30 protein-coding genes are annotated in these 22,170 nt (G+C 62.7%); 13 read left to right on the top strand and 17 right to left on the bottom strand.

The window, feature by feature from the left end:
- Nucleotides 1–229: 229 nt before the first annotated feature.
- From I5E68_RS09905 to I5E68_RS09875, 7 genes are read left to right on the top strand one after another with little or no spacing between them, the layout of a single operon-like run.
- Nucleotides 230–1,645 carry a hypothetical protein gene (locus I5E68_RS09905; RefSeq protein WP_197163351.1) on the top strand — a complete coding sequence of 472 codons (1,416 nt, stop codon included), beginning with the start codon at nucleotides 230–232 and terminating at the stop codon, nucleotides 1,643–1,645.
- Nucleotides 1,642–2,496, top strand: a complete 855-nt coding sequence (locus I5E68_RS09900; RefSeq protein WP_197163348.1) for a phage BR0599 family protein — start codon at nucleotides 1,642–1,644, stop codon at nucleotides 2,494–2,496. The genes I5E68_RS09905 and I5E68_RS09900 overlap by 4 nt, the downstream gene beginning before the upstream one ends.
- A gap of 14 nt (nucleotides 2,497–2,510) precedes the next feature.
- On the top strand, nucleotides 2,511–2,741 hold the full coding sequence (locus I5E68_RS09895; protein WP_197163346.1) for a hypothetical protein: 231 nt from the start codon (nucleotides 2,511–2,513) through the stop codon (nucleotides 2,739–2,741).
- A complete protein-coding gene (locus I5E68_RS09890; protein ID WP_197163344.1) occupies nucleotides 2,741–3,124 on the top strand; it encodes a hypothetical protein in 384 nt (127 codons plus the stop codon). Before I5E68_RS09895 ends, I5E68_RS09890 begins: the two co-directional genes overlap by 1 nt.
- A complete protein-coding gene (locus I5E68_RS09885) occupies nucleotides 3,117–6,014 on the top strand; it encodes a phage tail protein (protein ID WP_197163342.1) in 2,898 nt (965 codons plus the stop codon). The genes I5E68_RS09890 and I5E68_RS09885 overlap by 8 nt, the downstream gene beginning before the upstream one ends.
- Nucleotides 6,015–6,052: 38 nt before the next feature.
- Nucleotides 6,053–6,799, top strand: a complete 747-nt coding sequence (locus tag I5E68_RS09880) for a DUF2793 domain-containing protein (RefSeq protein ID WP_197163340.1) — start codon at nucleotides 6,053–6,055, stop codon at nucleotides 6,797–6,799.
- Nucleotides 6,796–8,814, top strand: a complete 2,019-nt coding sequence (locus I5E68_RS09875) for a hypothetical protein (RefSeq protein ID WP_197163338.1) — start codon at nucleotides 6,796–6,798, stop codon at nucleotides 8,812–8,814. The genes I5E68_RS09880 and I5E68_RS09875 overlap by 4 nt, the downstream gene beginning before the upstream one ends.
- 15 nt (nucleotides 8,815–8,829) lie before the next feature.
- Here the strand turns inward: I5E68_RS09875 and I5E68_RS09870 are convergent, their stop codons facing one another.
- Nucleotides 8,830–9,888, bottom strand: a complete 1,059-nt coding sequence (locus tag I5E68_RS09870; protein ID WP_197163336.1) for an acyltransferase family protein — start codon at nucleotides 9,886–9,888, stop codon at nucleotides 8,830–8,832.
- A gap of 54 nt (nucleotides 9,889–9,942) precedes the next feature.
- Here I5E68_RS09870 and I5E68_RS09865 point away from each other — a divergent pair, with 54 nt between their 5' ends.
- Genes I5E68_RS09865 through I5E68_RS09840 form a run of 6 tightly spaced genes read left to right on the top strand, consistent with a single transcriptional unit; the run spans nucleotide 9,943 to nucleotide 13,208 of the window.
- Entirely contained in the window at nucleotides 9,943–10,179 is a 237-nt protein-coding gene (locus I5E68_RS09865) for a DUF7940 domain-containing protein (RefSeq protein WP_197163334.1), read from the top strand.
- A complete protein-coding gene (locus I5E68_RS09860; RefSeq protein WP_197163332.1) occupies nucleotides 10,172–10,861 on the top strand; it encodes a glycoside hydrolase family 108 protein in 690 nt (229 codons plus the stop codon). The genes I5E68_RS09865 and I5E68_RS09860 overlap by 8 nt, the downstream gene beginning before the upstream one ends.
- On the top strand, nucleotides 10,861–11,490 hold the full coding sequence (locus tag I5E68_RS09855) for a hypothetical protein (RefSeq protein WP_197163330.1): 630 nt from the start codon (nucleotides 10,861–10,863) through the stop codon (nucleotides 11,488–11,490). The genes I5E68_RS09860 and I5E68_RS09855 overlap by 1 nt, the downstream gene beginning before the upstream one ends.
- Entirely contained in the window at nucleotides 11,490–11,807 is a 318-nt protein-coding gene (locus tag I5E68_RS09850) for a hypothetical protein (protein WP_197163329.1), read from the top strand. The genes I5E68_RS09855 and I5E68_RS09850 overlap by 1 nt, the downstream gene beginning before the upstream one ends.
- A complete protein-coding gene (locus I5E68_RS09845) occupies nucleotides 11,776–12,960 on the top strand; it encodes a hypothetical protein (RefSeq protein ID WP_197163328.1) in 1,185 nt (394 codons plus the stop codon). Before I5E68_RS09850 ends, I5E68_RS09845 begins: the two co-directional genes overlap by 32 nt.
- Entirely contained in the window at nucleotides 12,957–13,208 is a 252-nt protein-coding gene (locus I5E68_RS09840) for a hypothetical protein (protein WP_197163327.1), read from the top strand. Before I5E68_RS09845 ends, I5E68_RS09840 begins: the two co-directional genes overlap by 4 nt.
- Here the strand turns inward: I5E68_RS09840 and I5E68_RS09835 are convergent.
- The 16 genes from I5E68_RS09835 to I5E68_RS09760 all read right to left on the bottom strand — a co-directional run bounded on the left by I5E68_RS09835 (nucleotide 13,180) and on the right by I5E68_RS09760 (nucleotide 22,152).
- Nucleotides 13,180–13,428: a hypothetical protein gene (locus I5E68_RS09835; RefSeq protein ID WP_197163326.1), complete on the bottom strand. Its 249-nt coding sequence runs from the start codon at nucleotides 13,426–13,428 to the stop codon at nucleotides 13,180–13,182. The two genes, I5E68_RS09840 and I5E68_RS09835, sit on opposite strands and share 29 nt — an antisense overlap.
- A 107-nt stretch (nucleotides 13,429–13,535) precedes the next feature.
- Nucleotides 13,536–14,204 (bottom strand): MT-A70 family methyltransferase, encoded by a 669-nt coding sequence (locus I5E68_RS09830; protein WP_197163325.1) that lies wholly within the window; start codon nucleotides 14,202–14,204, stop codon nucleotides 13,536–13,538.
- Nucleotides 14,201–14,569: a hypothetical protein gene (locus I5E68_RS09825; protein WP_197163323.1), complete on the bottom strand. Its 369-nt coding sequence runs from the start codon at nucleotides 14,567–14,569 to the stop codon at nucleotides 14,201–14,203. The genes I5E68_RS09830 and I5E68_RS09825 overlap by 4 nt, the downstream gene beginning before the upstream one ends.
- Nucleotides 14,569–14,853, bottom strand: a complete 285-nt coding sequence (locus I5E68_RS09820; RefSeq protein WP_197163321.1) for a DUF2312 domain-containing protein — start codon at nucleotides 14,851–14,853, stop codon at nucleotides 14,569–14,571. The genes I5E68_RS09825 and I5E68_RS09820 overlap by 1 nt, the downstream gene beginning before the upstream one ends.
- A gap of 53 nt (nucleotides 14,854–14,906) precedes the next feature.
- A complete protein-coding gene (locus I5E68_RS09815) occupies nucleotides 14,907–16,553 on the bottom strand; it encodes a ribonucleotide reductase barrel domain-containing protein (RefSeq protein WP_197163319.1) in 1,647 nt (548 codons plus the stop codon).
- Nucleotides 16,554–16,602: 49 nt separating this feature from the next.
- Nucleotides 16,603–17,328: a deoxynucleotide monophosphate kinase family protein gene (locus I5E68_RS09810; protein ID WP_197163316.1), complete on the bottom strand. Its 726-nt coding sequence runs from the start codon at nucleotides 17,326–17,328 to the stop codon at nucleotides 16,603–16,605.
- Entirely contained in the window at nucleotides 17,321–17,539 is a 219-nt protein-coding gene (locus tag I5E68_RS09805; protein WP_197163314.1) for a hypothetical protein, read from the bottom strand. Before I5E68_RS09805 ends, I5E68_RS09810 begins: the two co-directional genes overlap by 8 nt.
- On the bottom strand, nucleotides 17,536–18,396 hold the full coding sequence (locus I5E68_RS09800) for a 3'-5' exonuclease (RefSeq protein WP_197163312.1): 861 nt from the start codon (nucleotides 18,394–18,396) through the stop codon (nucleotides 17,536–17,538). Before I5E68_RS09800 ends, I5E68_RS09805 begins: the two co-directional genes overlap by 4 nt.
- Nucleotides 18,396–18,815, bottom strand: a complete 420-nt coding sequence (locus I5E68_RS09795; protein ID WP_197163310.1) for a hypothetical protein — start codon at nucleotides 18,813–18,815, stop codon at nucleotides 18,396–18,398. The genes I5E68_RS09800 and I5E68_RS09795 overlap by 1 nt, the downstream gene beginning before the upstream one ends.
- A gap of 9 nt (nucleotides 18,816–18,824) precedes the next feature.
- Nucleotides 18,825–19,895, bottom strand: coding sequence for a thymidylate synthase (locus tag I5E68_RS09790; RefSeq protein WP_440590237.1), 1,071 nt, complete (start codon nucleotides 19,893–19,895; stop codon nucleotides 18,825–18,827).
- 11 nt (nucleotides 19,896–19,906) lie between these two features.
- The gene (locus tag I5E68_RS09785) at nucleotides 19,907–20,098 is read right to left on the bottom strand and encodes a hypothetical protein (protein ID WP_197163307.1); all 192 of its coding nucleotides are present in this window, start codon (nucleotides 20,096–20,098) and stop codon (nucleotides 19,907–19,909) included.
- Entirely contained in the window at nucleotides 20,098–20,574 is a 477-nt protein-coding gene (locus I5E68_RS09780) for a nucleoside 2-deoxyribosyltransferase (protein WP_197163305.1), read from the bottom strand. The genes I5E68_RS09785 and I5E68_RS09780 overlap by 1 nt, the downstream gene beginning before the upstream one ends.
- Nucleotides 20,571–20,993, bottom strand: a complete 423-nt coding sequence (locus I5E68_RS09775; RefSeq protein ID WP_197163302.1) for a DUF2493 domain-containing protein — start codon at nucleotides 20,991–20,993, stop codon at nucleotides 20,571–20,573. Before I5E68_RS09775 ends, I5E68_RS09780 begins: the two co-directional genes overlap by 4 nt.
- Nucleotides 20,990–21,181, bottom strand: a complete 192-nt coding sequence (locus I5E68_RS09770; RefSeq protein ID WP_197163300.1) for a hypothetical protein — start codon at nucleotides 21,179–21,181, stop codon at nucleotides 20,990–20,992. The genes I5E68_RS09775 and I5E68_RS09770 overlap by 4 nt, the downstream gene beginning before the upstream one ends.
- Complete coding sequence (locus I5E68_RS09765) at nucleotides 21,181–21,537, bottom strand: hypothetical protein (protein ID WP_197163298.1); 357 nt, start codon at nucleotides 21,535–21,537, stop codon at nucleotides 21,181–21,183. The genes I5E68_RS09770 and I5E68_RS09765 overlap by 1 nt, the downstream gene beginning before the upstream one ends.
- Before the next feature lie 75 nt (nucleotides 21,538–21,612).
- Nucleotides 21,613–22,152, bottom strand: a complete 540-nt coding sequence (locus tag I5E68_RS09760; RefSeq protein WP_197163296.1) for a nucleoside triphosphate pyrophosphohydrolase family protein — start codon at nucleotides 22,150–22,152, stop codon at nucleotides 21,613–21,615.
- Nucleotides 22,153–22,170: the final 18 nt, after the last annotated feature.

Below are 22,170 nucleotides of genomic sequence, written 5' to 3'. Positions count from 1 at the left end.
AGGCAAGGAGCAGCGCCGCGCGCTGCGGCCCACACCCCGGATTTCATTCCAGTTCGATGCCCTGTTCCGGGGCGAAACGCGCCGCGAGGTGCGCGGCCTGCTCGCATCGCGCCAGGCCAGCCCGCACGCGATGCCCGACTGGTCGCGCCAGGTCGCTCTTGCGACCTCCTCGGCCCAGGGCGGGGACACGCTGGTTCTCGAGACACTACCCGACTGGTTGCGCGCCGATATGATCGTGTTCCTGCGCGAAGCCGGGGAACGACCGGTCGCGGCCCACGTGCTCGCGATATCCGGACACACGCTCACCCTCGCCGCCCCGCTCGACCGCGAATGGGATGCCGGTAGCGCGGTCATCGCTGGAAGCGTCGGTTTCCTCGGCGCGGAAATCAGCGGTACTGCGCCGAGCGACGACGTTCTCGCCGCCACCTTCGACTTTTCGGTCGAACCCGGTAGCGAACCGCGCCGTGCCCGCGCGCTGTGCATCGCGATTGGCATGTCGCCCACGATGACCGGTGCGCGGAGAACGGCGGCCTTTTCCGCCATCGCAACCGCTCTCGATCAGGTTGCCGCTCGGATCGAGACCGGCGCGCGGATCGACCTGTGCCTCGTGACCTATAATACCGATGCGAGCAGCATCGTAAGGCGCAAAGCCTCTCGCACAGACGTGGAAGACATGGTCGACTGGTTGTCGTCGCAACCGGGCATTGGGTCGCTGGACTTCGATGCGGCCTTCGCGGCAGCGCAGACCTTCTTCGATGCCGGGCCCGGCGCCGGGGTGGACAAGGCGCTGATCCTGCTCAGCGACACCCTCCCCCTTTCCGGAAGCGATGATGCTGCCGCTGAAAGGCTGTCCGCCATGGTGGATGTGCGTAGTCATGCGATCAACATCGCTCTGGACGACTTCACTGCCGCATCAAAGGTGGACAATACGCCCGTCGATACCATCCCGATCGTGCCGAGCGGGGACACAGAAGCCCTTTCCCAGACCATCACCCGCGCATTGGGCCGATCGATGTGCGCTCGCGCCGCGATACGGTTTGCCGGGCGCGAGGTGTGCATGTTCCGCCCGAACTGGCGAAGCGCTGCGGCAGTGCGGTTCGGCTGGTCCGCCGAGTTCGTCGATTTCAACCACGGGACGCGTGACTACGCGTTTCCGATCCGGTTTCCGTCAGGCACCCGGCGCATGCTGATCAGCCTTGGATCGCGCGAGGAAATTGAGGACTTCTTCGATTTCCTCGACCGTTTGCGAGGGCGTCAGGGGGAATTTCTCCTTCCGAGCGGGGAAACCGATCTCGTTGCGGCAGAGAGTGTGACGATCGGCAGCTCAAGCCTTCTCGTGGAAGGGTCCGGCGCCTTTCGCGATTACGCACAGAGCACGGTTTACACCGCTCTCTGTCTCACGCTGACGGACGGCACGGTGCGATACGCCTCGATCACAGGGATCGCACAGGATGGCCAGAACAGCCGGATCACGCTTAGTCAGCCGTGGCAGGGGAGCATCGCGCTATCCGCCATCGTGCGGATCTCGTGGATGCCGGTCTGCCGTCTGGGCAGCGATCTCGCGCGCATCGATTTTCTGACCGACACAGTGGCCGAAACGGAATTGGCGATCATGCCGCTCGAGACCGAGGATGTTGCAGCATGAGCTTCGATGAAGCCGAAATCTCGCGCAATCGGGGCATGCCGGTCGAGCTCTATCTGTTCCAGTACGGGCCCGACGCGGCGCACCACTACGCCTACACGAGTGCCGAGGAAGAAGTCGAGTTCGACAACATCGTGTACGTCCCTACCCCGATGCAGCGCGATGGCACGAAGTCGTCAGGCACGCTCGACAAGTCTTCGGAAAGCGTGCGAACCGGCGCTCTCAGTGAAGCGGCCGAGCTCTTCCGCATCTATCCTCCCTCGCAAGAAGTCGCGCTGATCATCCGCCAGGGGCACCTGAACGATCCAGACGAGGAATTCCCGGTAACCTGGGCGGGCCGCGTCCTGAGTTGCAAGTGGGAGGACAGCCAGGTCGAACTGACATGCGAGTCCATTGCGACTTCGATGAAGCGCACCGGGCTGCGTCGCCACTGGCAATACGGATGCCCGCACGCGCTGTACCGCGGCAATGCGGAGGGCGGCTGCCATGCGGACAAGGTGCGCGCCACCGTCACCGGCACGGTCACGGCCGTCTCGGGCAATACGCTCTCACTGGCCGAGGGGTGGAACGGTGCCTTTCCGAAGGAGAAGTTCCGCGCCGGCACTCTCGAGTGGACGAATGCGCAAGGCGTATCTGAAGCGCGCACAATCCTGCGCCTCGACACTGCTGCCGACACCTTCACGCTTTCAGGCCTCGCGCGCGACATCGCGGTCGATGGCGAGGTCTCGGTGGTTCTGGGCTGCAATCACCAGATGGATGACTGCGCGGACCTTCATCTCGTCATCAACGATTTCGGCGGCGACCCGTGGATTCCACGCAAGAATCCGTTCGTTGGCACGAACAACTATTACTGAGGAGGGTCTGAGCGATGCCCGCGTTTCTCGTCACCTTCCTGATCGCCCTTGCGGTCAACATCGTCGCATACCTCATCACGCCCAAGCCGAAGATGGCAAAACCCGAAGCGGCAAAGTCGCTCGAGGATCCGACAGCCGAGGCTGGCAAGCCGGTATGTGTCCCCTTCGGGTCGCTGACCATCAAAGACCCGAACGTCCTGTATTTCGGAGAAAAATCCATCAACACCTACAAGGTGAAAGCGTGATGCTGATCTCGATCGATGACATGCGCGCAAGCGGCTATTGCGCCCGCGGGGTCAAGGGTTGGTTCGACAGGCGTGCTGCCGATTTCCGGACCTTCCTGCACGATGGCATCGAGGTTGAGACCCTGCTCACGATTGGTGACGGCCACGCTCGTAAGGTCGTGCTCGAAAGGCTGCAGCGCGACCTGCGCGCATTCGACCTCGCCGGGGTCCGGATCACGACTTCACCCACTGATGCAGGAGTGCTCGCAGAAGAGGCCCGGCGCGCCTTCGCCGAAGTTTCGGAAGAGGCTGGCGAGCATGGCGTCAGTGCCGCCCGGTTGATGGAGGTGGGTGGACTGGGGGCGCTGTGGCTCGTTTATCTGGAGGTGCACTCGGATGGGTAAGGGCGGCTCGGCCAAGCAGGAAGTCAACGAATACAACATGTCGATGCATCTCGGCGTGTGCTGGCGCGCCGATGCGATCACCCACATCACGGTGGGCGACAAGGTAGCCTGGCGTGGAAACGTTCAATCGAACACGCAGATCTCGATCAGCCAGCCCAACCTGTTCGGCGGTCCCAAGAAGGAAGGCGGTGTGCGCGGTTACGTCACCGCGCTGCTTGGCGGCGTCGACCAGGTGCTGCCCGACGCGCTGGCTGCGCGCCTCGGACGCGGTACCGGGGCCAACTGTCCGGGGTTCCGCGGCGCCTTGACGCTGTTCTTCACCGGGACACCGCCCGCAGGCGGAAGCGGTGGCGTTCAGACGAGCCTGGGCAGTATTTTCGGCACACGGTCTGTCCAGCGTCCGGGTTTCTACTGGGTGGCGAATACACCCTACCTCAAGAACATCGAAGTTGGCGTGCGGCGTGCCCCGGTAGGCCTGAACCCGGATATCGCACTGGTCTACGGCGGTTCGCGCACACCCCGTGCAATCTGCTTTGCCATCGACCTATCCGGTTCGATGGACGGAGAGCGTCTCGCAACGCTAAAATCGGCGATGTCGACGGTTCTAGCAGCGATAGGCGCCACCGCTGACACGGGGGTCATCATCGATCTGGCCGTAGTTAGTTTTGGCCGTGCGAGTTCGTCGATTATCCGTCGAGGTGCTAATGGACTTGACGTGGCTGAAGTAGATTCCTGGGTGCAATCTCGTAACGCCACAGCTTCCAACACTGATTTTCGCGAAGGTATGAATTCGGCTAAAGTGTTCTTCGACGCCACCGATCAGGTAATAGAAGAACGATACCTGTTTTTCATAACGGATGGTGAACCGACTGGTTACGGTACCGCCGTGACTGATCCTGGGACTATTGCTCAAGAGGCCGCCACCGCTCTCGCCGAGATGGCAGGGGTACAGAGTTTCGGAATCAACATTGAACTGGCCGATACGACATACACTGCCCTGATCGACAATACCCCATCTGATGGTGTCCCAATCGTCGAGGGTTCTACCCCAGACGGGCTTGTGAATGCTGTCAACAAAGCGCTTTTCGGCGATAACGTCACCGCCGATGCAAATCCGGCCCACATCATCTACGAGTGTTGTACGAACCAGGAGTGGGGCATGGGTTCTCCCGAGACCCTCCTCGACAAAGCGTCGTTCGAAGCTGCCGCGATCACCCTCAATGCCGAAGGGTTAGGGCTGTCGCTGCGCTGGACGCAGCAGGATACGATCGAGAATTTCGTTTCCGAGATCATCGACCATGTTCAGGCCACGCTGTTTGTTAATCCGCGAACCGGACTGCTGACGCTCAAGCTGATCCGGGGGGACTATGACCCCGATACCTTGCGCGAGATCAATCCCGACAATGCGGATATGCTCGACTTCCAGCGCAAGGGCTGGGGCGAGATCACCAACGAGATCGTCGTTACCTGGACCAATCCGGAAACCGAACAGGACGAGACGGTGGTGGTCCAGGACAACGGCGCCATCGCCGCACAGGGTGGACGTATCATCTCAGCCTCGCGAAACTACTACGCCGTGCGACGGGCCGACCTTGCCACCCGGCTCGGCCTGCGGGATCTGCGCGTGGCATCGGCCCCGCTGGCAAGCTGCGAGGTCGAACTGGATCGCAGTGCCTGGGACCTGTTGCCGGGCGACGTGGTGCGCATGGCATGGCCCGAGCGCGGATTGGCCGGGACGGTCATGCGCGTCGGCCCGGTGGATTACGGCAACCTGTCCAGTCCTTCGATCAGGGTGTCGCTGGTGGAAGACATCTTCGGGTTCACCATTGCCGAATACGAAGCGCCTCCCGGTAGCGCCTGGGATGGCGACGACGAAGAGCCCGAACCTGCCGATGATGCGCGGATCATTACGCTGCCCGCGTTCCTGGCAGGTGTGGCGCGTACCGACGCGGGACTGTCTACCGATGTCGACTACCCGGAGGTGATGGCCGGCGTGCTCGCGAGCAGCGATGTCGGCTACAACTTCGATCTCTGGGGCGCAACTGTCCAACCCGACGGCAGTACCTTCGACGAAGTGCAGGCGACCTGCAGCTTTGCCGGGCAGGCAGTGCTGGCCCTCGACCTGGCGAGCGAGGCCCGGAGCCTCGGGGTCAGCCTTGTCGGCACTCCCACCAACGTCCTCGCTGCGGCCGGGACGGTCATGCTCATCGGCAACAACGACGATGATGAGACGATCATGGAAGTGGTCTTCATCGCCGAAGAGGATGGTGGCACGCTGACGCTCGAGCGCGGCCTGCTCGACACGGTTCCGCGCGCATGGGCGCAGGGTACGAAGGTCTGGCTGCTCGACATCGACAGCGACATTTCCGATCTCGATCTGCTGTCTGACGGCGAGACGGTCAGCTACAAACTCCTAACCCGAACCTTTGCCGGCGTCCTCGCCCCGGCTGTGGCACCCGTACTTTCCGGCACGCTCACGGCGCGACCCCATCTCCCCTTGCGTCCTGTCAATGCGACTGTCGCCGGGATCGGGTTCGGAGAGGTCGACTGTGTCGGGCTTTCGACCATTCCCTGCGCGTGGGCGACACGCAATCGCCTGACCGAAGACGCGCGCATCCTTACCTGGACCGAGGACAGCATCGACCCCGAGGACGGGCAGACAACCACCCTCACGCTGCTCGATCCGGCGGGGAACATCATCGACACGGTGACCGGGATCGAGGGGGTAAGCTACGACATCCCAGTCGGCCTTTTCGCCGGTCTGGGGCGGGCGCGAATCCGCTTTTCGGCCGAGCGCGACGGCTTTTCTTCGCTACAGGCGCACGAGATCGGGGTGTTGCTCGAGAACGGGTATGGTTACAGCTACGGCAACAACTACGGCGGCGCGTGAGTTGAGTTTCACCAAAAAGGTGAATATAAGGAGCTATTATGGCTGAACGCACACTTCCGGGCCTCGGGCTCACCGGCTTCTGGGATCTCGGCGCTGACGGGTGGAAGGCTGGTATGGACACCAACCTGCTCCTGCTTTCAGCCCTCGTGCAGCCACGTGCCATTAGTCTTGTGGCGACCGAGCCAGTGGCACCGTCCAATGGTGATGTGTATCTTCTAAATGAGACGAACGCGACGAACCCCAATGCACTAGCACTATACGATGACAGCGGATGGGTCTATCTCCCCCCTTCGTCAGGTTGGGTCGTTTACGACATATCAGCAGGTGTTCGTCGGCAGTTCACCGGCACAGCCTGGGACGAAATACCAACCGGCGCAGCGACCTTCACACCTGCGTCCGCAACCGACGTTTGGTCTGGCGAGGATCAGACTAAGGTGCTGACGCCGAAGTCGCTCTTTGACTCGGCCGCCGCCCAAGTTCTGACGGACGCCCCCACCATAGTCATGGATCTCGCTTCTGGGTTGAATTTTGAAGTGACACTCAGCGCCAATCGCGCGCTCGCGAACCCCACTAATGCGAAACCGGGACAAAGTGGGACGGTCGTAGTTAAACAGGACGGCTCAGGATCCCGCACACTCTCATTCGGTTCCAACTGGCGCTTTCCCGGCGGCGCTGCGACCGGAGGAGTGGTGTCGAGTGCGCCAAACTCCATAGATCTGATCGCCTTCATCGTGCAAGCCGATGCGACAGTGCTTGCAACCTTGACGAAGGCTTTCGCCGCATGATCCCCTTCCCATCCAGTCTTCTCTATTCGGCAGCCGAAGGCGCCGTTGCGGCCAACATGATCGTCTACCCGTTGACCTATGACGAAGAAGATAGCGACGGCGCAAACACCTTGACCCGATACGGCCCCGGGTCGGCCATTTCGCCGGACGGCTTTCAAGGCGATGGTTATACGACACGCCTTACACGCTCCTCCCTTCCTTCTTGGGCAACCTCATCGTCCGGACCTGTCAGCCTGAGCGTTCACTGTCGGCTCTGGCGGCGCACGGCGGCAACGTCGGATTTGATTGCGGGCCTCGTCGAAGACGACGTATCCGCCGATGCGAAGATTTCCGTGGTGGCTTTGACCGACGGTGACGAGCCATGCTTTGGATCAATAACCAATACAGGTTCGGTTCGCACGCGCTATCTTGGGAATGCGTTTTGGAAGTACGCCCTACCGTGGCCCACTGCTTTCTTGTATTCCGGGGCGAATAAAGTTCGCCCACAGTCACATTTATTCCTTGACGCGACAACACTTCTCGTTTCCGGCCACTACAATGACACGGAAAGTCGAGTCTACAAAATTGACCTTACAGACAATTCGGTCATTGGAACCTTCACATTTGGCACTTCTACGTACCGCCATGTCGCGGCATGGGCAGTGCGCGCGAATGGCGATGTGTGGTGCACCGACTTTGAAACCGACATGTTGCTCAAGATTGACCTTGATGCATCTTTCTCTTCCGGAAACGCGGTCATTGACGGCACTTGGGACACGTCAGGCCTAGACACCGGTCTTAGCGCTCTTGATTTCATAACCGTGTCCGGGATTGAATACGCCCTTATAAATGCATATAATAACTCTGCTAGGTATACTTATGTTTTTGACGCTGATGATCTCGGTGTCGGAGTGGCACTACCCGCAGATAGATACAAAAGATTCTATCTTGGAAATAGAAACCAAGGATTTTGTGTAAGGGCTAGCGATGGCCTTCTTTACATGTCTAGAAGCGGAACTGTTCGCAGTATTAGTGTTTTTGATATAGCGTCTGCTATATCTTCGACAGCCGATGGATCGACGTTGCCGACACTTCGATCTTTTGCGGTTCCGAGCGCATTGTGTGAAGATATCAAATTTCATCCGTCGACAGATGAAGCATGGGTCAGCACCGAAGGGCGAAGTTCTGTCGCCGACAATGACGGTTACTCGGCCTATTGGCGCAGCCCTCTAATCAGCCACGAGCCGGTGGAGCGACATATTCGCATCGACTACGATGGTTCGGGTGGATGGGAGTTCTGGCTTGATGGTATTCTCTTCGACACCGACACCGCCACCCCGACCGCCGTTCCTGCACAACTCGCCGTGGGCGGATATCCGCAGGCCACGGCTGGATGGGCTAACGGTTTCTCGATGGCGACAATCCGGTCGGTCGCTTTCAAGGATGGTGTATTCTCTGAGGCAGAACTAACCGCGCTGGAAGCCGGAACTTATGAGGCCAATTCGCTCACCGAGTACAACGTCACCATTTCCAATCCCGGCGCGGAAAGCGGCACGGCGTCGTGGACCAATGAGAGCGGTGTCATAGGAACTCGCTCTGCCGATCCCGCGCCTCATTTCGAACGTGGTGTGACCAACACCTCCTATTTCTTCGGAGGCACCAGCGCCGCAACTGTGGCTCGTCAGCGCTTCTCGATTGCCGCGGCGACCGGGCTATCACCCAGTGAGATCGACACACTGATTGCATCCGGCGACATATGGGCAAACCTACGCTGGTGGCAGTCCAACTATAACGGCACGGCCGACCCCGGCGGGTGCGGTATTCGCTATCTCGATGGCGTTCCGGCTGCGCTATCAACCACCTACTCGGCGATTGATGATCTTGGGCAAGCCTTATACTGGATGAAAAGGTCGCTTTCTGTCGCCCCGGATAGCGGATCGCGCAATATCGATCTACTGCAGCGGATGGATCGAACAGCCGGAACCAATAACGACACGTACATCGATGACCTCGAGCTAACCATCTATACGCGCTGATCGAAGGTCAACAGACTACGTGCTTTCGAGCGGTACCCGGTGGTCGCTACGCTGTGCCAATCGTGCCGAAAAATACGCAACACAAGCCGCGAAAACGAGACTTGCAGCCATGGCCTGGTACGCATTCCACCCTAGCGCAATGCAGCCTTGCAGGATCGGATAATGAACGGCGTAAAGTGGAAACGAGATTTGACCCAGAGCGGAAAGCGCTGCATTTGACCAGTCTTTGGATCTGGCTAGGATTACTATCACCAACGGATTGATGGATGCCACGACAGCCGCATCGAAGACAGATGGGGCTGAGCACAACGCGAGCGCTATAACAACCGCCGGGAAGATAAAGAGGCCTCCTTGAACAGCAGGTATTCGGAGGTCGGAGGAAAAACGCGATAGAAGAATCCCTCCGAGATAAGAGAATCCAACACGGGCAAAACCGTAAAAAAACGAGTTTGATCGCGCCCCGACGACTTCCAGGGAAGTCTTGGCAGATAGTGCGGCAACTACCGCGAAACACGCCACAGTTAGCGCCACAAGAATGATGGTGGATAGCCGGCGGAATACAAGTGCGTGGGCACCATTGGCTACTAATTCGAAGAATATCGACCAAGCGCACCGGTTGAGGACAAAAGCTACGTCGATCGGCGTGAAGAGTGGCAGGAAGAGGAGCGTTGCCACCAGGTTCAACGGTAGCACCACTCCTTGCACAGCAAAAACGATGAAACCTAGCATGGCTCCAACCGCCATCGTAGGCCACACCCTTTTTATACGTGCGACTATGAACCGGCGGAATTCCATGTGTCCGGCGTAGGCCATGTCTAGTACAAAGCCGCTTAACATGAAGAAAAGATCGACCGCCAAATAGCCCCGGGCAAAGGCTTCGAAACCGCCGAATTTTGCGTCAACATGAAAACCTAGAACTGCGAAGGCTGCTATTCCTCGGAGAGCATCTAGGCCGATCATCCGCTGGTCGTTCATTACCTCAGTGAGGCTTAGTTGTTCGTTATTTTCAAGCTGTAAATTTTTCCTATCTGTCTCGTTTAGCCACGCTTCACCTTGATGCCCTTCCAAAATCACTAAAAAGGTGATATTCCATTGCGCGGGACAGCCCGTGGCAGCGGAGGCCGCACGATGAAGATCACCGTGATCGAGGACTGGCGGCAGGCGTGGCGCTGGAGCAGCGTTCATCTCGCAGCCGGTTACGGCATGCTGCAAAGCTGGGCCGCGATCGATCCCGACGGCTACCGCCTCGCGCTGGCCATGCTTCCCGACCCGGTCCGCCGGTACTGCGGTATCGGCCTTGCTCTCCTCGCCATCGCGACGCGCGTCACCGAAGTCACCGCCAAGGGTGTGACCGGGGATGAGTAAGCCTGCCCCCTCCCCTACCCCCGGACGGGGCAAGCGTATATCCCTGACGGCAGGCGTTCTCACGCTCCTCGCCGCAGTCTTCTCGCACGAGGGTGGCTTTGTCGATCATCGCGACGATCCGGGCGGACCGACGCGCTATGGCGTCACGCAGGAGGTCGCGCGCGAGCACGGCTTTACCGGTGACATGCGCACGTTCCCCAAGCACTGCACCCTTCCGGGCGATGTCAGCGCTGACCTGGTGCTTGCGCCCGATCAGATCGAGAAGCCCGGCGATGTCTGCGCCGACCTGGTGCTTGCACGCGACTACATCGAGAAGCCCGGCTTCATGCCGCTCATCGAGATCGACCCGACTGTCGCCGAGGAAGTGGTCGATACCGCGGTCAACATGGGCCCCGTGCGCCCCAGTCGCTGGTTCCAGCTTTCGGTCAACGAGGTCTGCGGCACCCGGCTCACCGTCGACGGGCGCGTCGGCCCGGCCAGTGTCGGCGCATGGCGCACCTGCCGGGCAGCCCAGGGTTCGCGCGCCTGTGTCGCGATGCTCGAGCACATGGATGCCCACCAGGAAGCCGAATACGATCGGCTGGTGCGACGCAACCCGCGCCTGCGCGCCTTCCGCAAGGGCTGGCAGAACCTGCGCATCGGCAACGTCGATCGCGCACGCTGCACGCAGGCCGAAGCCTGATGCTGGCAGCCCTTGCCGCACGCTTCGGCCTCTCCCTCCTCATGTCCCGCCTGCGCATGATCGTCGGGCGAGTCCCGGCATCGCTCTGGATCGTCCTTGCCGTCGTCCTCATCGGCACGGCCGGTGTGATCCTGCACCGCCGCGAGGTCGCCGCGCACTACAAGACAGCCTATGAGGCCGGTCGCACTGCCGAACGCGCCTTGTGGGAGCGCCGCCTCGCGGACGCCCGTGACGAAGGCGAACGCTGGCGCAGCGACTACGAGGCTGCTGCGGCAAAGCTCACCACCCAGATCGGAGAAAACCATGCGCTGGAAACACGCCTCGCTGCTGCTCTTGCTGACGACCTGCGCGTGCAAGGCCCCGGCCGGGCTGGTGTCTGTCCCGGACCTGCCGCCGCCGCCGGTGGATCTCGCACAGCCGATGGGCCCGCCGATGCTCCCCTGGCTCCGCTGCCTCCAGAACAACCCCTGGCAATCGTGCCATGGGGAGATCTCGTCCGCTACGCAGAACAGGCCGACCTCGCCCGCGCCGAAGCCGTGACCTGGCGCACCTGGTACCTCGCCAATGTCGAGGCGCTGCGCAAGGCGCGGCTCGATGCCCCCTCCCCCTTGTTCGGGAACGAGAAGTGATGCCGATCGACCAGGAGGCCCGCGACGCCGCCAGCCGGGCACTGGCGCAGATTTCCGCGCACGAAGACATCTGCGCGATCCGCTACCAGGCCATCCGCGACGAAGTCTCGGGCATCCGCGACGAAGTCTCGGGCATCAAGGGCATGCTGAAGTGGGCGGGAACGACGAGTTTCCTGATCGTGGTCAGCCTGCTCGGTTTTCTCGCCAATGCGCAGCTTGAAGCCAACGACGAGCGCGCGCGCCAGCAACAGCAGATGATCGACGCGCTGCAGGAGAAACTGCGCCATGAGCAAACCCCACCTCGACGAAACCCTTAAACAGTGGGCGACGCCGCGCCAGATTGAATACATCGACGCGGTCAACCTGCATGGCAGCGCGCGCAAGGCGGCTGCGGCACTGGGTGTCAACAAGAGCGCGGTCCAGAACGCGATCCATTCGATCAAGGCAAAGGCGGCGGTCCAGGGATACAGCCCCGAACACACGCTGACCGAGGTGGTCGCACCCGGCTACGTCGGTCGCGGCCATTCGACGATGTACCGCGTCGACCCGGAAACCGGCGAGAAGGCCCCGATCCTGCAATGGGTTAAGACCCGCGCCGACGAGGACGCGCGGGCGCGCATTGTCGAAGAGGCCTTTGCCGCGATGGCCGGCGATCTGCCCCGCCTCGCCCCGGTCAAGCCGCCCAGGCTGACCAGCGCGGCGCTGTGCAATCTCTACACGATGACCGATTGTCACGTGGGCATGCTGGCCTGGCACCGCGAGGGAGGTGCCGACTGGGACCTGCGTATTGCCGAGCGCGTGCTGTCGGGGTGTTTCGAGAAAATGGTCGAGGCATCGCCTGCAGCCGACACCTGCATCATCAACCAGCTCGGCGACTGGTTGCACCAGGATTCGATCGAGGCGGTCACACCGACGAGCCGGCACCTGCTCGATGCGGACGGGCGCTTCCCCAAGGTCGTCCAGGCGTCGCTGCGGATCCTGCGGCGCATGATCGATGTCGCGCTGCGCCGGCACAACCGCGTGATCGTGGTTATGGCCGAAGGCAATCACGACATCACCTCGTCGATCTGGCTGAGGGTCATGTTCGCCGCGCTCTACGAGAACGAGCCGCGCGTCGAGGTCGATGACAGCTCGCTGCCCTACTACGTCCACCGCCACGGCGCGACGATGCTGGGTTTTCACCATGGCCACCTGAAGAAGAACGACCAGCTACCCGGCCTGTTCGCGGCCCAGTTCCCGAAGATCTGGGGCGAAACGACCAAGCGCTATGCGCACTGCGGTCACCGCCATCACGAGAGCGTGAAGGAACACGCCGGCATGAAGGTGATCCAGCACCCCACCCTCGCGGCCCGGGACGCCCATGCCGCGCGCGGTGGCTGGCTGTCCGAGCGACAGGTCACCGGCTATACCTACCATGTCGAGCACGGTCAGGTCGGGTCGGTGACCGTGACGCCCGAGATGCTGGGATGAGCGGCGGCTGGCGCACCCGCAAGGAACTCATGCTCGGCGAGTGCCGGTGCGAGGGGCGCCACGATGACCTGCTTTGCGTGAAGGTCGAACCTCTGACGATCGAGGTGATCAGCGTGAACGGAATCCGCCAACAGGTCACCTACCGCGCCAGGGGCGACTACGCCGACCGCTGGGTGAACCAATGGGGCGGCGTGATCGAATTCACCTGCTGGCGCCCTGTCAGGCGTGCACAGCCCGCGCGGCGATAGCGTGGCAGAAACCGATCTCGACACCATCGTAAGTGCCGCCTTCGATCACTGCCTTCATAACTCGGCCCAGATACCCCGGATTGTCGGTCGCGCCGATCAGTTCGCACAGTTCGCGAGCGTAATTGCGGCCGGTCTCGCAGTCCTTGGCGTAGTCGCCACTGCGCTGCGGTACCCAGTCGTTCGTCCCCACGACAAACGACAGTTCAGAAAAATTCCCCATCTGCAACCCCCATTCAAGTTACGAGTGAATACCTATAATGATTCGCGAGTCTTATCAACTTTTAATTGATGTTTTCTAACGTCAATGTGGATAACGTGCGTTAGTGATCAGAACAACAGCGCGTCGAAATCGTTTGCTTCACCCCTGCCCGCATCGCCCGAAAGGAGGGAATCGAACTCCTCCGAAGGGGTGAACCGGTCGGTCTCGTTGCCCCAGGCATCCCAGCCCGGGCGCCGCGTGCGCGCGAACAGCTCCAGATAGGGTCCGGCACATAGCCGCTCGAGCCGTTCGTAACGGGAATCGGGCTTGCGGCTGTGTTCGCGCCGCGGCTCGTAGATCACGTTGTCGCCCGTCTCGATGAGCTGGCGCACGCCGGCATCGGTGCGCGAGGGCTTGCCGCGCGAGAACAGCAGCGAATACTCCACCTGCTTGCGCACCCATTTGCCCATCGTGATCGGTCGCTTGGCCGGATCGTGCTTGCCCGTCTTGACCCAGACGAACCCATCGGACTTGAACGTGAAGCCCCAGTGCCGTCCCAGCTCGATGGCCTGATCGAGATGGCTGCCGATCACCCACATGTTGAGCAGGCAATCGCGCGCCGCGAGATCGGCCACCGGCATCGCTTTCATTTCGTCGAGCGTCATCACCGGATAGGGTGCCTGCGCGGTACGGTGCGGTGCAGCAGCCTTTCCCGAAAACGACACCCAGCCCCAGGCCGGATCCGCTTCGATCACCCCGTAATGGCCAGTTTTCAGTGCGGAAAATGTATCCGTCACAGCAGATCCCCGAAGTCGTCGTCATCGTCCAAGAGCGCCAGTTGTTCCTGTTGTGTTCCGCTTATGACCGATTCGGGCCCTGTAGGAAATTTCTTTTTTTCGTCCGGTGGAATTCCTGCAGAGGTACCGAACCTGGGTGCGATCGCGTAGCGCCGGGACGCATCCTTCTCGATGCGGGAGTCCTCGACCAGGGCTGAACGCAGCGCGTCGACGGGGTCGTCACGCCAGCGCATCATCGGGTGGACCATCGGGCCATACTGGTGCGCGATGGTGGCGCCCCACTCGCCCTCGAGGCATGTCAGCACGATCTGCCCGCGTTCCATCTGGCAGGACCGCAGCAAATCCTCGAGCGGCGAGCCGGCCATCACACCATCCCCAGAGCGGCGCGGTAGGTCTCCAGCACCAGATCCTGTTCGCGCCGGTCGTCGGGCTTCATCTTCCGCAGGCGCACGATCTGGCGCATGATCTTCACGTCGTAGCCGACCGCCTTCGCCTCTGCGTACACCTCGCGAACGTCGTCGTTTACGCCCTTCTTCTCCTCCTCGAGAGTCTCGATACGCTCGATCAGGAGGCGCAGCCGATCGTCGGTGACTTCGATGCCGTTCTCGTCGTCGAAATCGCCATGTCCCGAATTGTGGCCAATCGTCATGTTGCTGTTCCCGTTGTGTCGATTATCACTACTTGGTTGATTTTCAGCGCACGTCAGACGCCGCAGGTGCCGCCGCCGCGCAGGTCGCAAACGTCGGTGTAGCTCTCGGAGAATTCCTGTCCTTGCAGGGCCCGTGCCTCGCCGTAGGGGACAGCGGTCAGCGGCTGGCCGCCGCGCGCACCGTCGGGGTAGACCGTGAAGCCGCGCAGTCGCGGCGCGTAGCGCGCGAGGGTCTCGGCGAACGGCTTCACCGTGTCCTCGTTGTTCAGGGCTGATCCCCACTGCGGCAGGTTGATCGTCGAGGAAATCGCCATGTCGACGTAGTCCTGCACGTCAGCCTGGAAGGCGATGCGCCGTTCGGGATCGGCGGCGAGGTCAACCGCGCTCTCGATCGTGTCGGGATCGACACCGTAGCGATCGATCATCTCGCGCGCCGTCCCGTCGATCTCGTACTGGTAGTGCCAGTCGGTCCCGCCCTTCAGGTACCGGCGCTGGTAGGCGACCGCGAACAGCGGCTCGATACCCGTGGTCGTCCCGGCCATGATGCCGATCGTACCGGTGGGCGCGATCGCGCGGTTGGCGACGGGACGGCTGATCCCGAGGCGGTCGCAGAACGCGGCCCCTTCCGCGTCGCTGGCATCGCGGTAGACCGCGAGCCATTCGTGCAGTTCAGGCACCACCTCGTAGCGGTGGCCGCGCTGGATCAGCCATTCGTGCACGCCCATGAGACCGAGACCCAGCCGGCGGTTCTTCTCGCGGATCTCGTAGACGCGATCGAACGGCAGCTCGGCGCGCAGCGTGCCGCACACGAGGAAACGCTGGGCGAGACGGATGATGTCGGCCAGTTCGTCGATCGATTCGATCCGCCCCAGATTGAGGCTGCCCAGATTGCACACATCGCAGTCGTCGGCACTGGTCACCTCGGTGCAGGCATTGCGCCCGGTCTCGTCTTCCTTCTCGTCGAAGTTGAACGAGAAGCCCGGTTCACCGTGGCGCAGTGCCTCGCGCACGTTGAGCATGAAGATCTCGTTGAGCCGCTCACCGTCGCGCCAGGCATTGTCGTAATTGAGCGAGATGTTCATCATGTCGAGCGGGCAGGCAAAGTTGAAGTCCGCGCGCTTGGCATCGCCGAAAGTCGCCGAGGTTCCAGGGATCGGCAGCGCATCCCAGTCCTTTACCGAGATCAGTTCGCGTGCATCGGCGTGCTGCCAGTTCAGCGAACCGTAGAGCGCCGAGCGGCGGCTGCCACCCTGCTGCACGTTGCGGCCGATCTCGTTGATCATCATCATCTTGGGAATGGGCCCCGAGGCAACGCCGCCGGTTGCCCCCAGCCTCGCGCCGCGCGGGCGGTAGACCGAGAAGTCGTTGCCCGTGCCACCGCCCGTCATGAGCGCGCTCTCGTGCTTCCACGAGGTATCGGCCCAGTCCTCGCGCGTGTCCTCGCGCGACTTGAAGATGAAGCAGTTGTTGAAGAACTTGCGCGCGCGCCCGGCGTAATAGAGATAGCGCCCGCCGGGGATGAACTTCATATCGGCGATGTACTGGGCAAGCTGGGCGATGTCGCCGATCGGCATGTGCCTCGCGCAGACATCGGTCGCAAGCGTGTCGGCCAGCTCGTCCCAGGTGTCGGCACTCTCGTGGCGGTACTTCTGGTTGAAGATGGTGCGGGCGAATTCGGACCGGAACGGCGTCAGCGACATAGGGGAGACAATCCTTCGTGCTTAAATCACCAAAAAGGTGAAAGTGTAGTTACGCGACAACGGCCTCGGCGACAAGAAGCTCGACCTCGGCGTAGAAGTCGATCAGGCTCCCGGCGTTCACGACCTCGGGCATCCGGATCATGTCGAGCTTCCCTTCGCTCGCATGCGCCTCGCCCTGCCGCTCGACGCCCGGTCGCACGATGCGCACCGGCAGCCCGCGAAAATGCTGGACCATGCCAAGCTCGTTGGGAAAGCGCATGTCGTCGATCACGACGCTGCGGCCTGCAAGACGTTCGCGGTGCGCCGTCTCGCCCGCGACGTGGCACCACAGGTTCTCGTCGACCTGGTCGCGCCCCCACTCGGTGCCCAGCGTCTGCTGCAGCCGGCGCGAGGTCACGGCAGGCTGGAGATTGTCCTCGCCCCATTCGACCAAGCTTTCGAGCAGCATATCGCGGGTAAGCTCGATGTGCGGCGGCAGCGGGCCAAGCACGTCCAGCATGGCCTCGGCGTAGGACGGCATGAATGCACCCAGATCGCCGATCGGCACTTCCTTCAGGTCGCCGTTCACATAGCGTTCGGCAAGGCTCGCGCTGATACCGCAGCAGCCGAGCAGCGCGTGGATCATGCGCTTGATCGGACCGGCAACGGTCACCCGGGTGAATCCGTGATGATCGACCAGGTACTGCGCCGCGGTCGTCTTGCCCGAACCCATGACCGGCGAGCAAAAGCCGATCAGGCACGTCGTGGTGGGATAGCTGGCGAGCATTTCAGACATGGCCGTCCTCCTTCTTGGCTACGAAATCGCTGACGATTTTCTTGATCAGTGGCAGGTCAAGGAACTGCGGCGCTGGTATGTGCACCTCCACATGCGGCGGACTGCTTACGAACACCGCCGGATACAGCAGCCTCACCTCGGTGAGGGCACGGGTGCGGCGGCGCAGCGCCGAGCGATAGGCGAACCAGGGTGCCCAGCTACGCCCCCTCATGCCACGCGCTCCATGACCGGTGAGAAACGCCCGTCGCGAAACTCCGCACTGGGGCGAACCCAGATGCGGCCGTCGATGAGCGATCGGTAGACCGTCATGCTTTCGCCTTCGGCAATCTGGCGCGCGCTCTGCAGTTCGCCCTGGCCGAGCACGTCATACAGACCGCCACGGCGCGCATGGCGGACCAGCTCGCGTTCGCGGCGTCCCAACGCGTCGGCAAGGATCCACTGCGCCGAGCATACCGCGCGGGCCTGGCAGATCGCATCGTCGAGCGCATGGTGCAGGATACCGAGCGGTCCGGGATGCTGGGCGAGCCAGGCTTCGTGATCGGCGATCCCGGCATCGTCGAAACAGGTACGCGTGTCGCGCGGGCTGCGGTAGAACCAGGGGACCGGCAACCCGACCGCCCGGAACGCGGCTTCCATGATGCCGGGATCGAAATTGGCACCGTGCGACCAGATGCGCAGGTGGCGAGGGCGCCAGCCGGTGGCGAGATCGGCAACCAGCTTCTCGAGCGGCTGGTCGGGACAGGCCTTGGCGAGCAACCAGTGCGTGAACATCTCGAGCACCGCAGCAAGGTCTACCGGCCGGGCGAACGCGGCACGCGCCTCGGCGCTCTGGCCGTTCCACCAGTCGACCGTCGCCGGATCGCGGGTCAGCGGGTATCGCGCCCGCTTGCGCAGCAGGAGTCCCCGGCGCGCGACCGGGTTCTCGGTCGCAAGATAGAAGGTGTCAGGTCCGCTCTCGGCGACGTAGCCGCTCTTGGGGTCGAACACACAGGCGCCGACGCTGCGCAGGTCACTGCCCGGGGTCAGGCCCCAGGTCTCGTCGTCGATCATGACGTTCACGGTCTTCATCACAGCAGTCCCTCGAAATCGTTGTCGTCCAGCAGGTCTTCGAAATCGTCATCGTCGTCCGGTTCTCGCCCGGAGGTGGCCCGCGTCGCGACCCCCGTTCCACCCAGCCGGCGGGCGAGCATTTCCCCGGCGCCGCCCACTGCGCGCCCGCTGGCGCGATAGGCGGCCTCGATCGCGGAAACCGGATCGCGCGCCTCCCCCTGCCCCAGCAGCACCGGCGAATACCGCCCCGGCCCGCGCCTGTTCAGCGTGAAGGCACTCGCGCGATAGGTGCGCCCGGCGCGCTCGATGTGGTCGAAATAGAGCCCGGCCTCCCCGCACAGACGGTGGAAGCGTGCCCATTCGGGCAGGCGCCGGGCTTCCTCGACACGCGGATCGATGCGCCAGAGCATTTCAGGCAGCGGGGACCAAGCGGACATCGCGAACCGTCACGCCGACACCTCGGCCCTGATGGCCGGATGCGGATCGTAATCGCACAGGACGATGTTGCGCGGCTGATACTGCGCGATGTCATCCACGTCGTGGCGCGCGATGTGCAGGAACGGCATTGCCCGCGGGGTGCGCGTCAACTGCTCGTGGGCCTGTTCGACGTGGTTCTCGTAAAGGTGCACGTCGCCGAAAGAGTGAACGAACTCGCCCACCTCGAGCCCTACCTCGAGCGCGATCAGGTGCACGAGCAGCGCATAGCTCGCGATGTTGAATGGTACGCCCAGGAATACGTCCGCCGAGCGCTGGTAAAGGTGGCACGACAGCTTCTCGTCGGCGACGAAGAACTGGAACAGGCAGTGGCACGGCGGCAGCGCCATCTCGTCGATATCGGCCGGGTTCCAGGCGGTGACGATATGCCGGCGGCCGTAGGGATCGTTCTTCAGGCCTGCTGTGAGGTTCGCGACCTGGTCGATGTCGCGAAAGTTGCCGTGGTTGCTGTAATCCGACCACGAGCGCCACTGCTTGCCGTACACCGGTCCCAGTTCGCCCGTTTCATCGGCCCATTCGTCCCAGATCGTCACGCCATGTTCGTGCAGGAAGGCCGTGTTCGTATCGCCGCGCAGAAACCAGAGCAACTCGACCACGATCGACCTGAAGTGCAGCCGCTTGGTCGTCAGCGCCGGAAAGCCCTGCGACAGGTCGAAACGGATCTGGCGGCCGAACAGGCCAAAGGTTCCACCGTTGCGACCTTCGCGGTAGACACCGTTCTCGAGGCAATCGCGCAGCAGGTCGAGGTATTGCTGTTCGGGATGCGGCGGGTCCGTATCCGGAGTCCGGCCCGTCCGGCACTGGTGCCGCAGCGCGCGGATCGTCTCAACGCTCGCATTGGCACCGCGCAGCAGTTCGTCGCGACGTGCGCGTAGCGCCTGTACCTCACCGACGAGGCGCGAGCGTGACCAGTGTTCGGGATCCGCAGGATCACGTGCCACGAAGCTGTTCGGTCGCATCGCCAGAGCGTCCTTCCAGGCACCGGGTTCGCTGCCGCCGTTGGCAGGGTCGTCGATGATCATCGTTTCCGCTCCTAGAGTGTGAGCCCGGCGCCAAGCGCAAGGACAATGGAGGCAAGTCCGAAGATCAGCCCGTCGCCAAGCCGTTCCGCGGTCTGCCAGGGTGCCCAGTGGCACCCGGTTGGCGGGACGCAGCACTTCGCGAGCGCTGCGAGGAGTGCGACCACGGCGAGGATCGCGAGTGCGAGCGGTTTGACGAACTCCATCACGCGAGAATGCTGCGCACGAGGTGCAGCCCTTCCTCGAGCGAGGGTGCCCGGAAACCGATCGCCTCGTTGACCATGGCGTGCTCGTGGACGTTCGACCTGTCGGCCTCGATCAGCGCGATGATCGGCGTGCGCTTCTGGTCGGCCCAGGCGATCTCCATGACCGTGCCGACCGAGACCTTGGTCGCACCCAGCAGATTGACCAGCAGCACGTCGCAGCGTGTCGCGTCGAAGCGATCGCGATCCATCACGCCGCGCTGGGTCGAAAGCGCGGAAAGCTGCGCGTAATCCTCGCAGGTCTCGGAAAAGCCCACGTCCGCGGTGATGTGCGAAAGATAGTCCTTGGCGCGCAGCGGCGAGAGCCCCTGAATGCCATGCTGCTCGAGCCAGTCGATCGCCGAGGCGCGCCAGTCCGTCGCGGCGGCGTAACCAAGGCCTGAGATCGGACCGGCCAGGTAGACGGTGTACCGCTTCACTGCGAAACCTCCCTCATGTCCACGAATTCGATTGCCGCACCCGCCGCGCGCGCCCGGATCGTGCGCCCGACCATGTCGTTGGTTCCCCGGCCGCCCGCGAAGGCGATTACGTGGGTGGGCTGTGCATGGTCGAGCATGCGCTGGTTGCGTTCGAAACCGGCGGTGACGTTGTAGTAGCGCCGCGTCCTGCGATTGATCCGCCGACGGCTCGCCGGCACACCTTCCAGGTTCTCCCAGTCGGCGGCGTAAGCCTCATCCGGGACGCCGCGCACCCGTGCCCATTCGCGGGCCAGCGCGTCGGCGCCGGTGGCATCGCCGTGGATCACGCACTCGATCGGCTGGAGCGCGTCGAGCGTGCGAAACACCGCGACACGGTCCGCGAAGGCGCGTCCGCCGGTCACGAGCACCCGGCGGTTCACGACCAGGTGCCCGCGACGCAGAGCAACGCGATCTCGAGCAGTGCGCCGCCGATGCTCCACAGGGCGAGCGATCGCACCTGCGCAGGGTAGAGGTGGACGGCAGGGGCACGCGCGAGCACGCGCAGCAGCGTCGCGATCAGCGCGGCGAACCATACCGCCAGCACGATCCGCGCGATAAGGACCGCCATCACCGGTTCCCCCGGCGATACGCCGCGTCGTCGGACTTCGACGGGCGCGGCAGCGTGTAGTAGTCGCGGCGCCGCTCGGGAAGTTTGCCCGCGATGATCGCGCGTGCCTGCATCTCGGCTTCGAAAGGCGCCTGCCCCATCGCGACGTTGGCCGACATCTGGGTGTAGATCGCCGCGTCGATCCGCGCGTGGCGCACCGGCGTGAAGCCGACCTGGACGAAGCCGCGTGCCAGCTTCTTGTTGGCCATCTTGGTGCGATGCGCAGCGCGCAGCGCTTCGGCACTCGCGCCAGCCGCGAGACGCAGACACGAAGAGGTAGTGCCCGCCCGATAGGGGGCAGCGTCGGAAGTCGTCATGGTGGAAGGTCCCCGTGAATTGGTGAGTCGCAGATTACCCGACTCAGGTGCTGTGTCAACTAAAAGGTGATTTCTTTAGTAAGCCTTGCCACCTGCGGCGCGGCGCTGGGCGAGCTGGTGGTCGAGCCGGATCTTGTTGAACGCCCGCTTCTCCTCGATCGCGCCCCACAGGTCGAACGAGAGATCGCAGCACAGTTCGCTGATCCGCATGTACGCGGCGGCCAGATGGCGCGCGAAGTGCGCCCGGTTCGCCTTGCGGTCGCCTTCCATTGCGGCGCTCAGCTCGTTCACGACCTCGAGCAGCGCGCGGTGGACGGGCAGCTTGGAACGGTAACGTCCGTCGAAACGGCGCAGCGCGGCACACTCGGCCTCCAGATCGACGCAGGCGAATCCCGCCAGGTCGAGGATCCGGATCACCGCGTCAGCCAGTTCCACCTCGAGACCATAGCGATCGGTCAGCTTGTCGTCCTTGGGCAGCGGGGAGGCGTAGGCCGCGCTGGCCTCGGAAATTTCCGAAACGATGAGCATGAGCGATACGGCATTGGGTCGTGCCGGGTTCCACCAGCCGGCGGCGATGTTGTCGGCGTGGATGTCTCGCGATTTCGTGTTGAGCATGAGTCAGGTCCCTGTTTA

Origin of the sequence: Novosphingobium aureum, assembly GCF_015865035.1 — a bacterium.
Lineage (GTDB): Bacteria > Pseudomonadota > Alphaproteobacteria > Sphingomonadales > Sphingomonadaceae > Novosphingobium > Novosphingobium aureum.
The sequence above is the reverse complement of the archived record's forward strand: the minus strand, read 5'-3'. Positions and strand labels throughout refer to the sequence as shown.

Excerpts from the sequence above, each read along its gene's own strand:
- I5E68_RS09840 (WP_197163327.1), top strand. The coding sequence starts at position 12,957 with ATGAGCGGCGGCTGGCGCACCCGCAAGGAACTCATGCTCGGCGAGTGC.
- I5E68_RS09885 (WP_197163342.1), top strand. The coding sequence starts at position 3,117 with ATGGGTAAGGGCGGCTCGGCCAAGCAGGAAGTCAACGAATACAACATG.
- I5E68_RS09850 (WP_197163329.1), top strand. The coding sequence starts at position 11,490 with ATGCCGATCGACCAGGAGGCCCGCGACGCCGCCAGCCGGGCACTGGCG.
- I5E68_RS09835 (WP_197163326.1), bottom strand. The coding sequence starts at position 13,428 with ATGGGGAATTTTTCTGAACTGTCGTTTGTCGTGGGGACGAACGACTGG.
- I5E68_RS09825 (WP_197163323.1), bottom strand. The coding sequence starts at position 14,569 with ATGGCCGGCTCGCCGCTCGAGGATTTGCTGCGGTCCTGCCAGATGGAA.
- I5E68_RS09880 (WP_197163340.1), top strand. The coding sequence starts at position 6,053 with ATGGCTGAACGCACACTTCCGGGCCTCGGGCTCACCGGCTTCTGGGAT.
- I5E68_RS09845 (WP_197163328.1), top strand. The coding sequence starts at position 11,776 with ATGAGCAAACCCCACCTCGACGAAACCCTTAAACAGTGGGCGACGCCG.
- I5E68_RS09865 (WP_197163334.1), top strand. The coding sequence starts at position 9,943 with ATGAAGATCACCGTGATCGAGGACTGGCGGCAGGCGTGGCGCTGGAGC.
- I5E68_RS09795 (WP_197163310.1), bottom strand. The coding sequence starts at position 18,815 with ATGTCCGCTTGGTCCCCGCTGCCTGAAATGCTCTGGCGCATCGATCCG.
- I5E68_RS09800 (WP_197163312.1), bottom strand. The coding sequence starts at position 18,396 with ATGAAGACCGTGAACGTCATGATCGACGACGAGACCTGGGGCCTGACC.
- I5E68_RS09765 (WP_197163298.1), bottom strand. The coding sequence starts at position 21,537 with ATGACGACTTCCGACGCTGCCCCCTATCGGGCGGGCACTACCTCTTCG.
- I5E68_RS09860 (WP_197163332.1), top strand. The coding sequence starts at position 10,172 with ATGAGTAAGCCTGCCCCCTCCCCTACCCCCGGACGGGGCAAGCGTATA.
- I5E68_RS09760 (WP_197163296.1), bottom strand. The coding sequence starts at position 22,152 with ATGCTCAACACGAAATCGCGAGACATCCACGCCGACAACATCGCCGCC.
- I5E68_RS09875 (WP_197163338.1), top strand. The coding sequence starts at position 6,796 with ATGATCCCCTTCCCATCCAGTCTTCTCTATTCGGCAGCCGAAGGCGCC.
- I5E68_RS09900 (WP_197163348.1), top strand. The coding sequence starts at position 1,642 with ATGAGCTTCGATGAAGCCGAAATCTCGCGCAATCGGGGCATGCCGGTC.
- I5E68_RS09785 (WP_197163307.1), bottom strand. The coding sequence starts at position 20,098 with ATGGAGTTCGTCAAACCGCTCGCACTCGCGATCCTCGCCGTGGTCGCA.
- I5E68_RS09770 (WP_197163300.1), bottom strand. The coding sequence starts at position 21,181 with ATGGCGGTCCTTATCGCGCGGATCGTGCTGGCGGTATGGTTCGCCGCG.
- I5E68_RS09810 (WP_197163316.1), bottom strand. The coding sequence starts at position 17,328 with ATGTCTGAAATGCTCGCCAGCTATCCCACCACGACGTGCCTGATCGGC.
- I5E68_RS09815 (WP_197163319.1), bottom strand. The coding sequence starts at position 16,553 with ATGTCGCTGACGCCGTTCCGGTCCGAATTCGCCCGCACCATCTTCAAC.
- I5E68_RS09890 (WP_197163344.1), top strand. The coding sequence starts at position 2,741 with ATGCTGATCTCGATCGATGACATGCGCGCAAGCGGCTATTGCGCCCGC.
- I5E68_RS09790 (WP_440590237.1), bottom strand. The coding sequence starts at position 19,895 with ATGATCATCGACGACCCTGCCAACGGCGGCAGCGAACCCGGTGCCTGG.
- I5E68_RS09895 (WP_197163346.1), top strand. The coding sequence starts at position 2,511 with ATGCCCGCGTTTCTCGTCACCTTCCTGATCGCCCTTGCGGTCAACATC.
- I5E68_RS09820 (WP_197163321.1), bottom strand. The coding sequence starts at position 14,853 with ATGACGATTGGCCACAATTCGGGACATGGCGATTTCGACGACGAGAAC.
- I5E68_RS09855 (WP_197163330.1), top strand. The coding sequence starts at position 10,861 with ATGCTGGCAGCCCTTGCCGCACGCTTCGGCCTCTCCCTCCTCATGTCC.
- I5E68_RS09905 (WP_197163351.1), top strand. The coding sequence starts at position 230 with ATGATCGTGTTCCTGCGCGAAGCCGGGGAACGACCGGTCGCGGCCCAC.
- I5E68_RS09805 (WP_197163314.1), bottom strand. The coding sequence starts at position 17,539 with ATGAGGGGGCGTAGCTGGGCACCCTGGTTCGCCTATCGCTCGGCGCTG.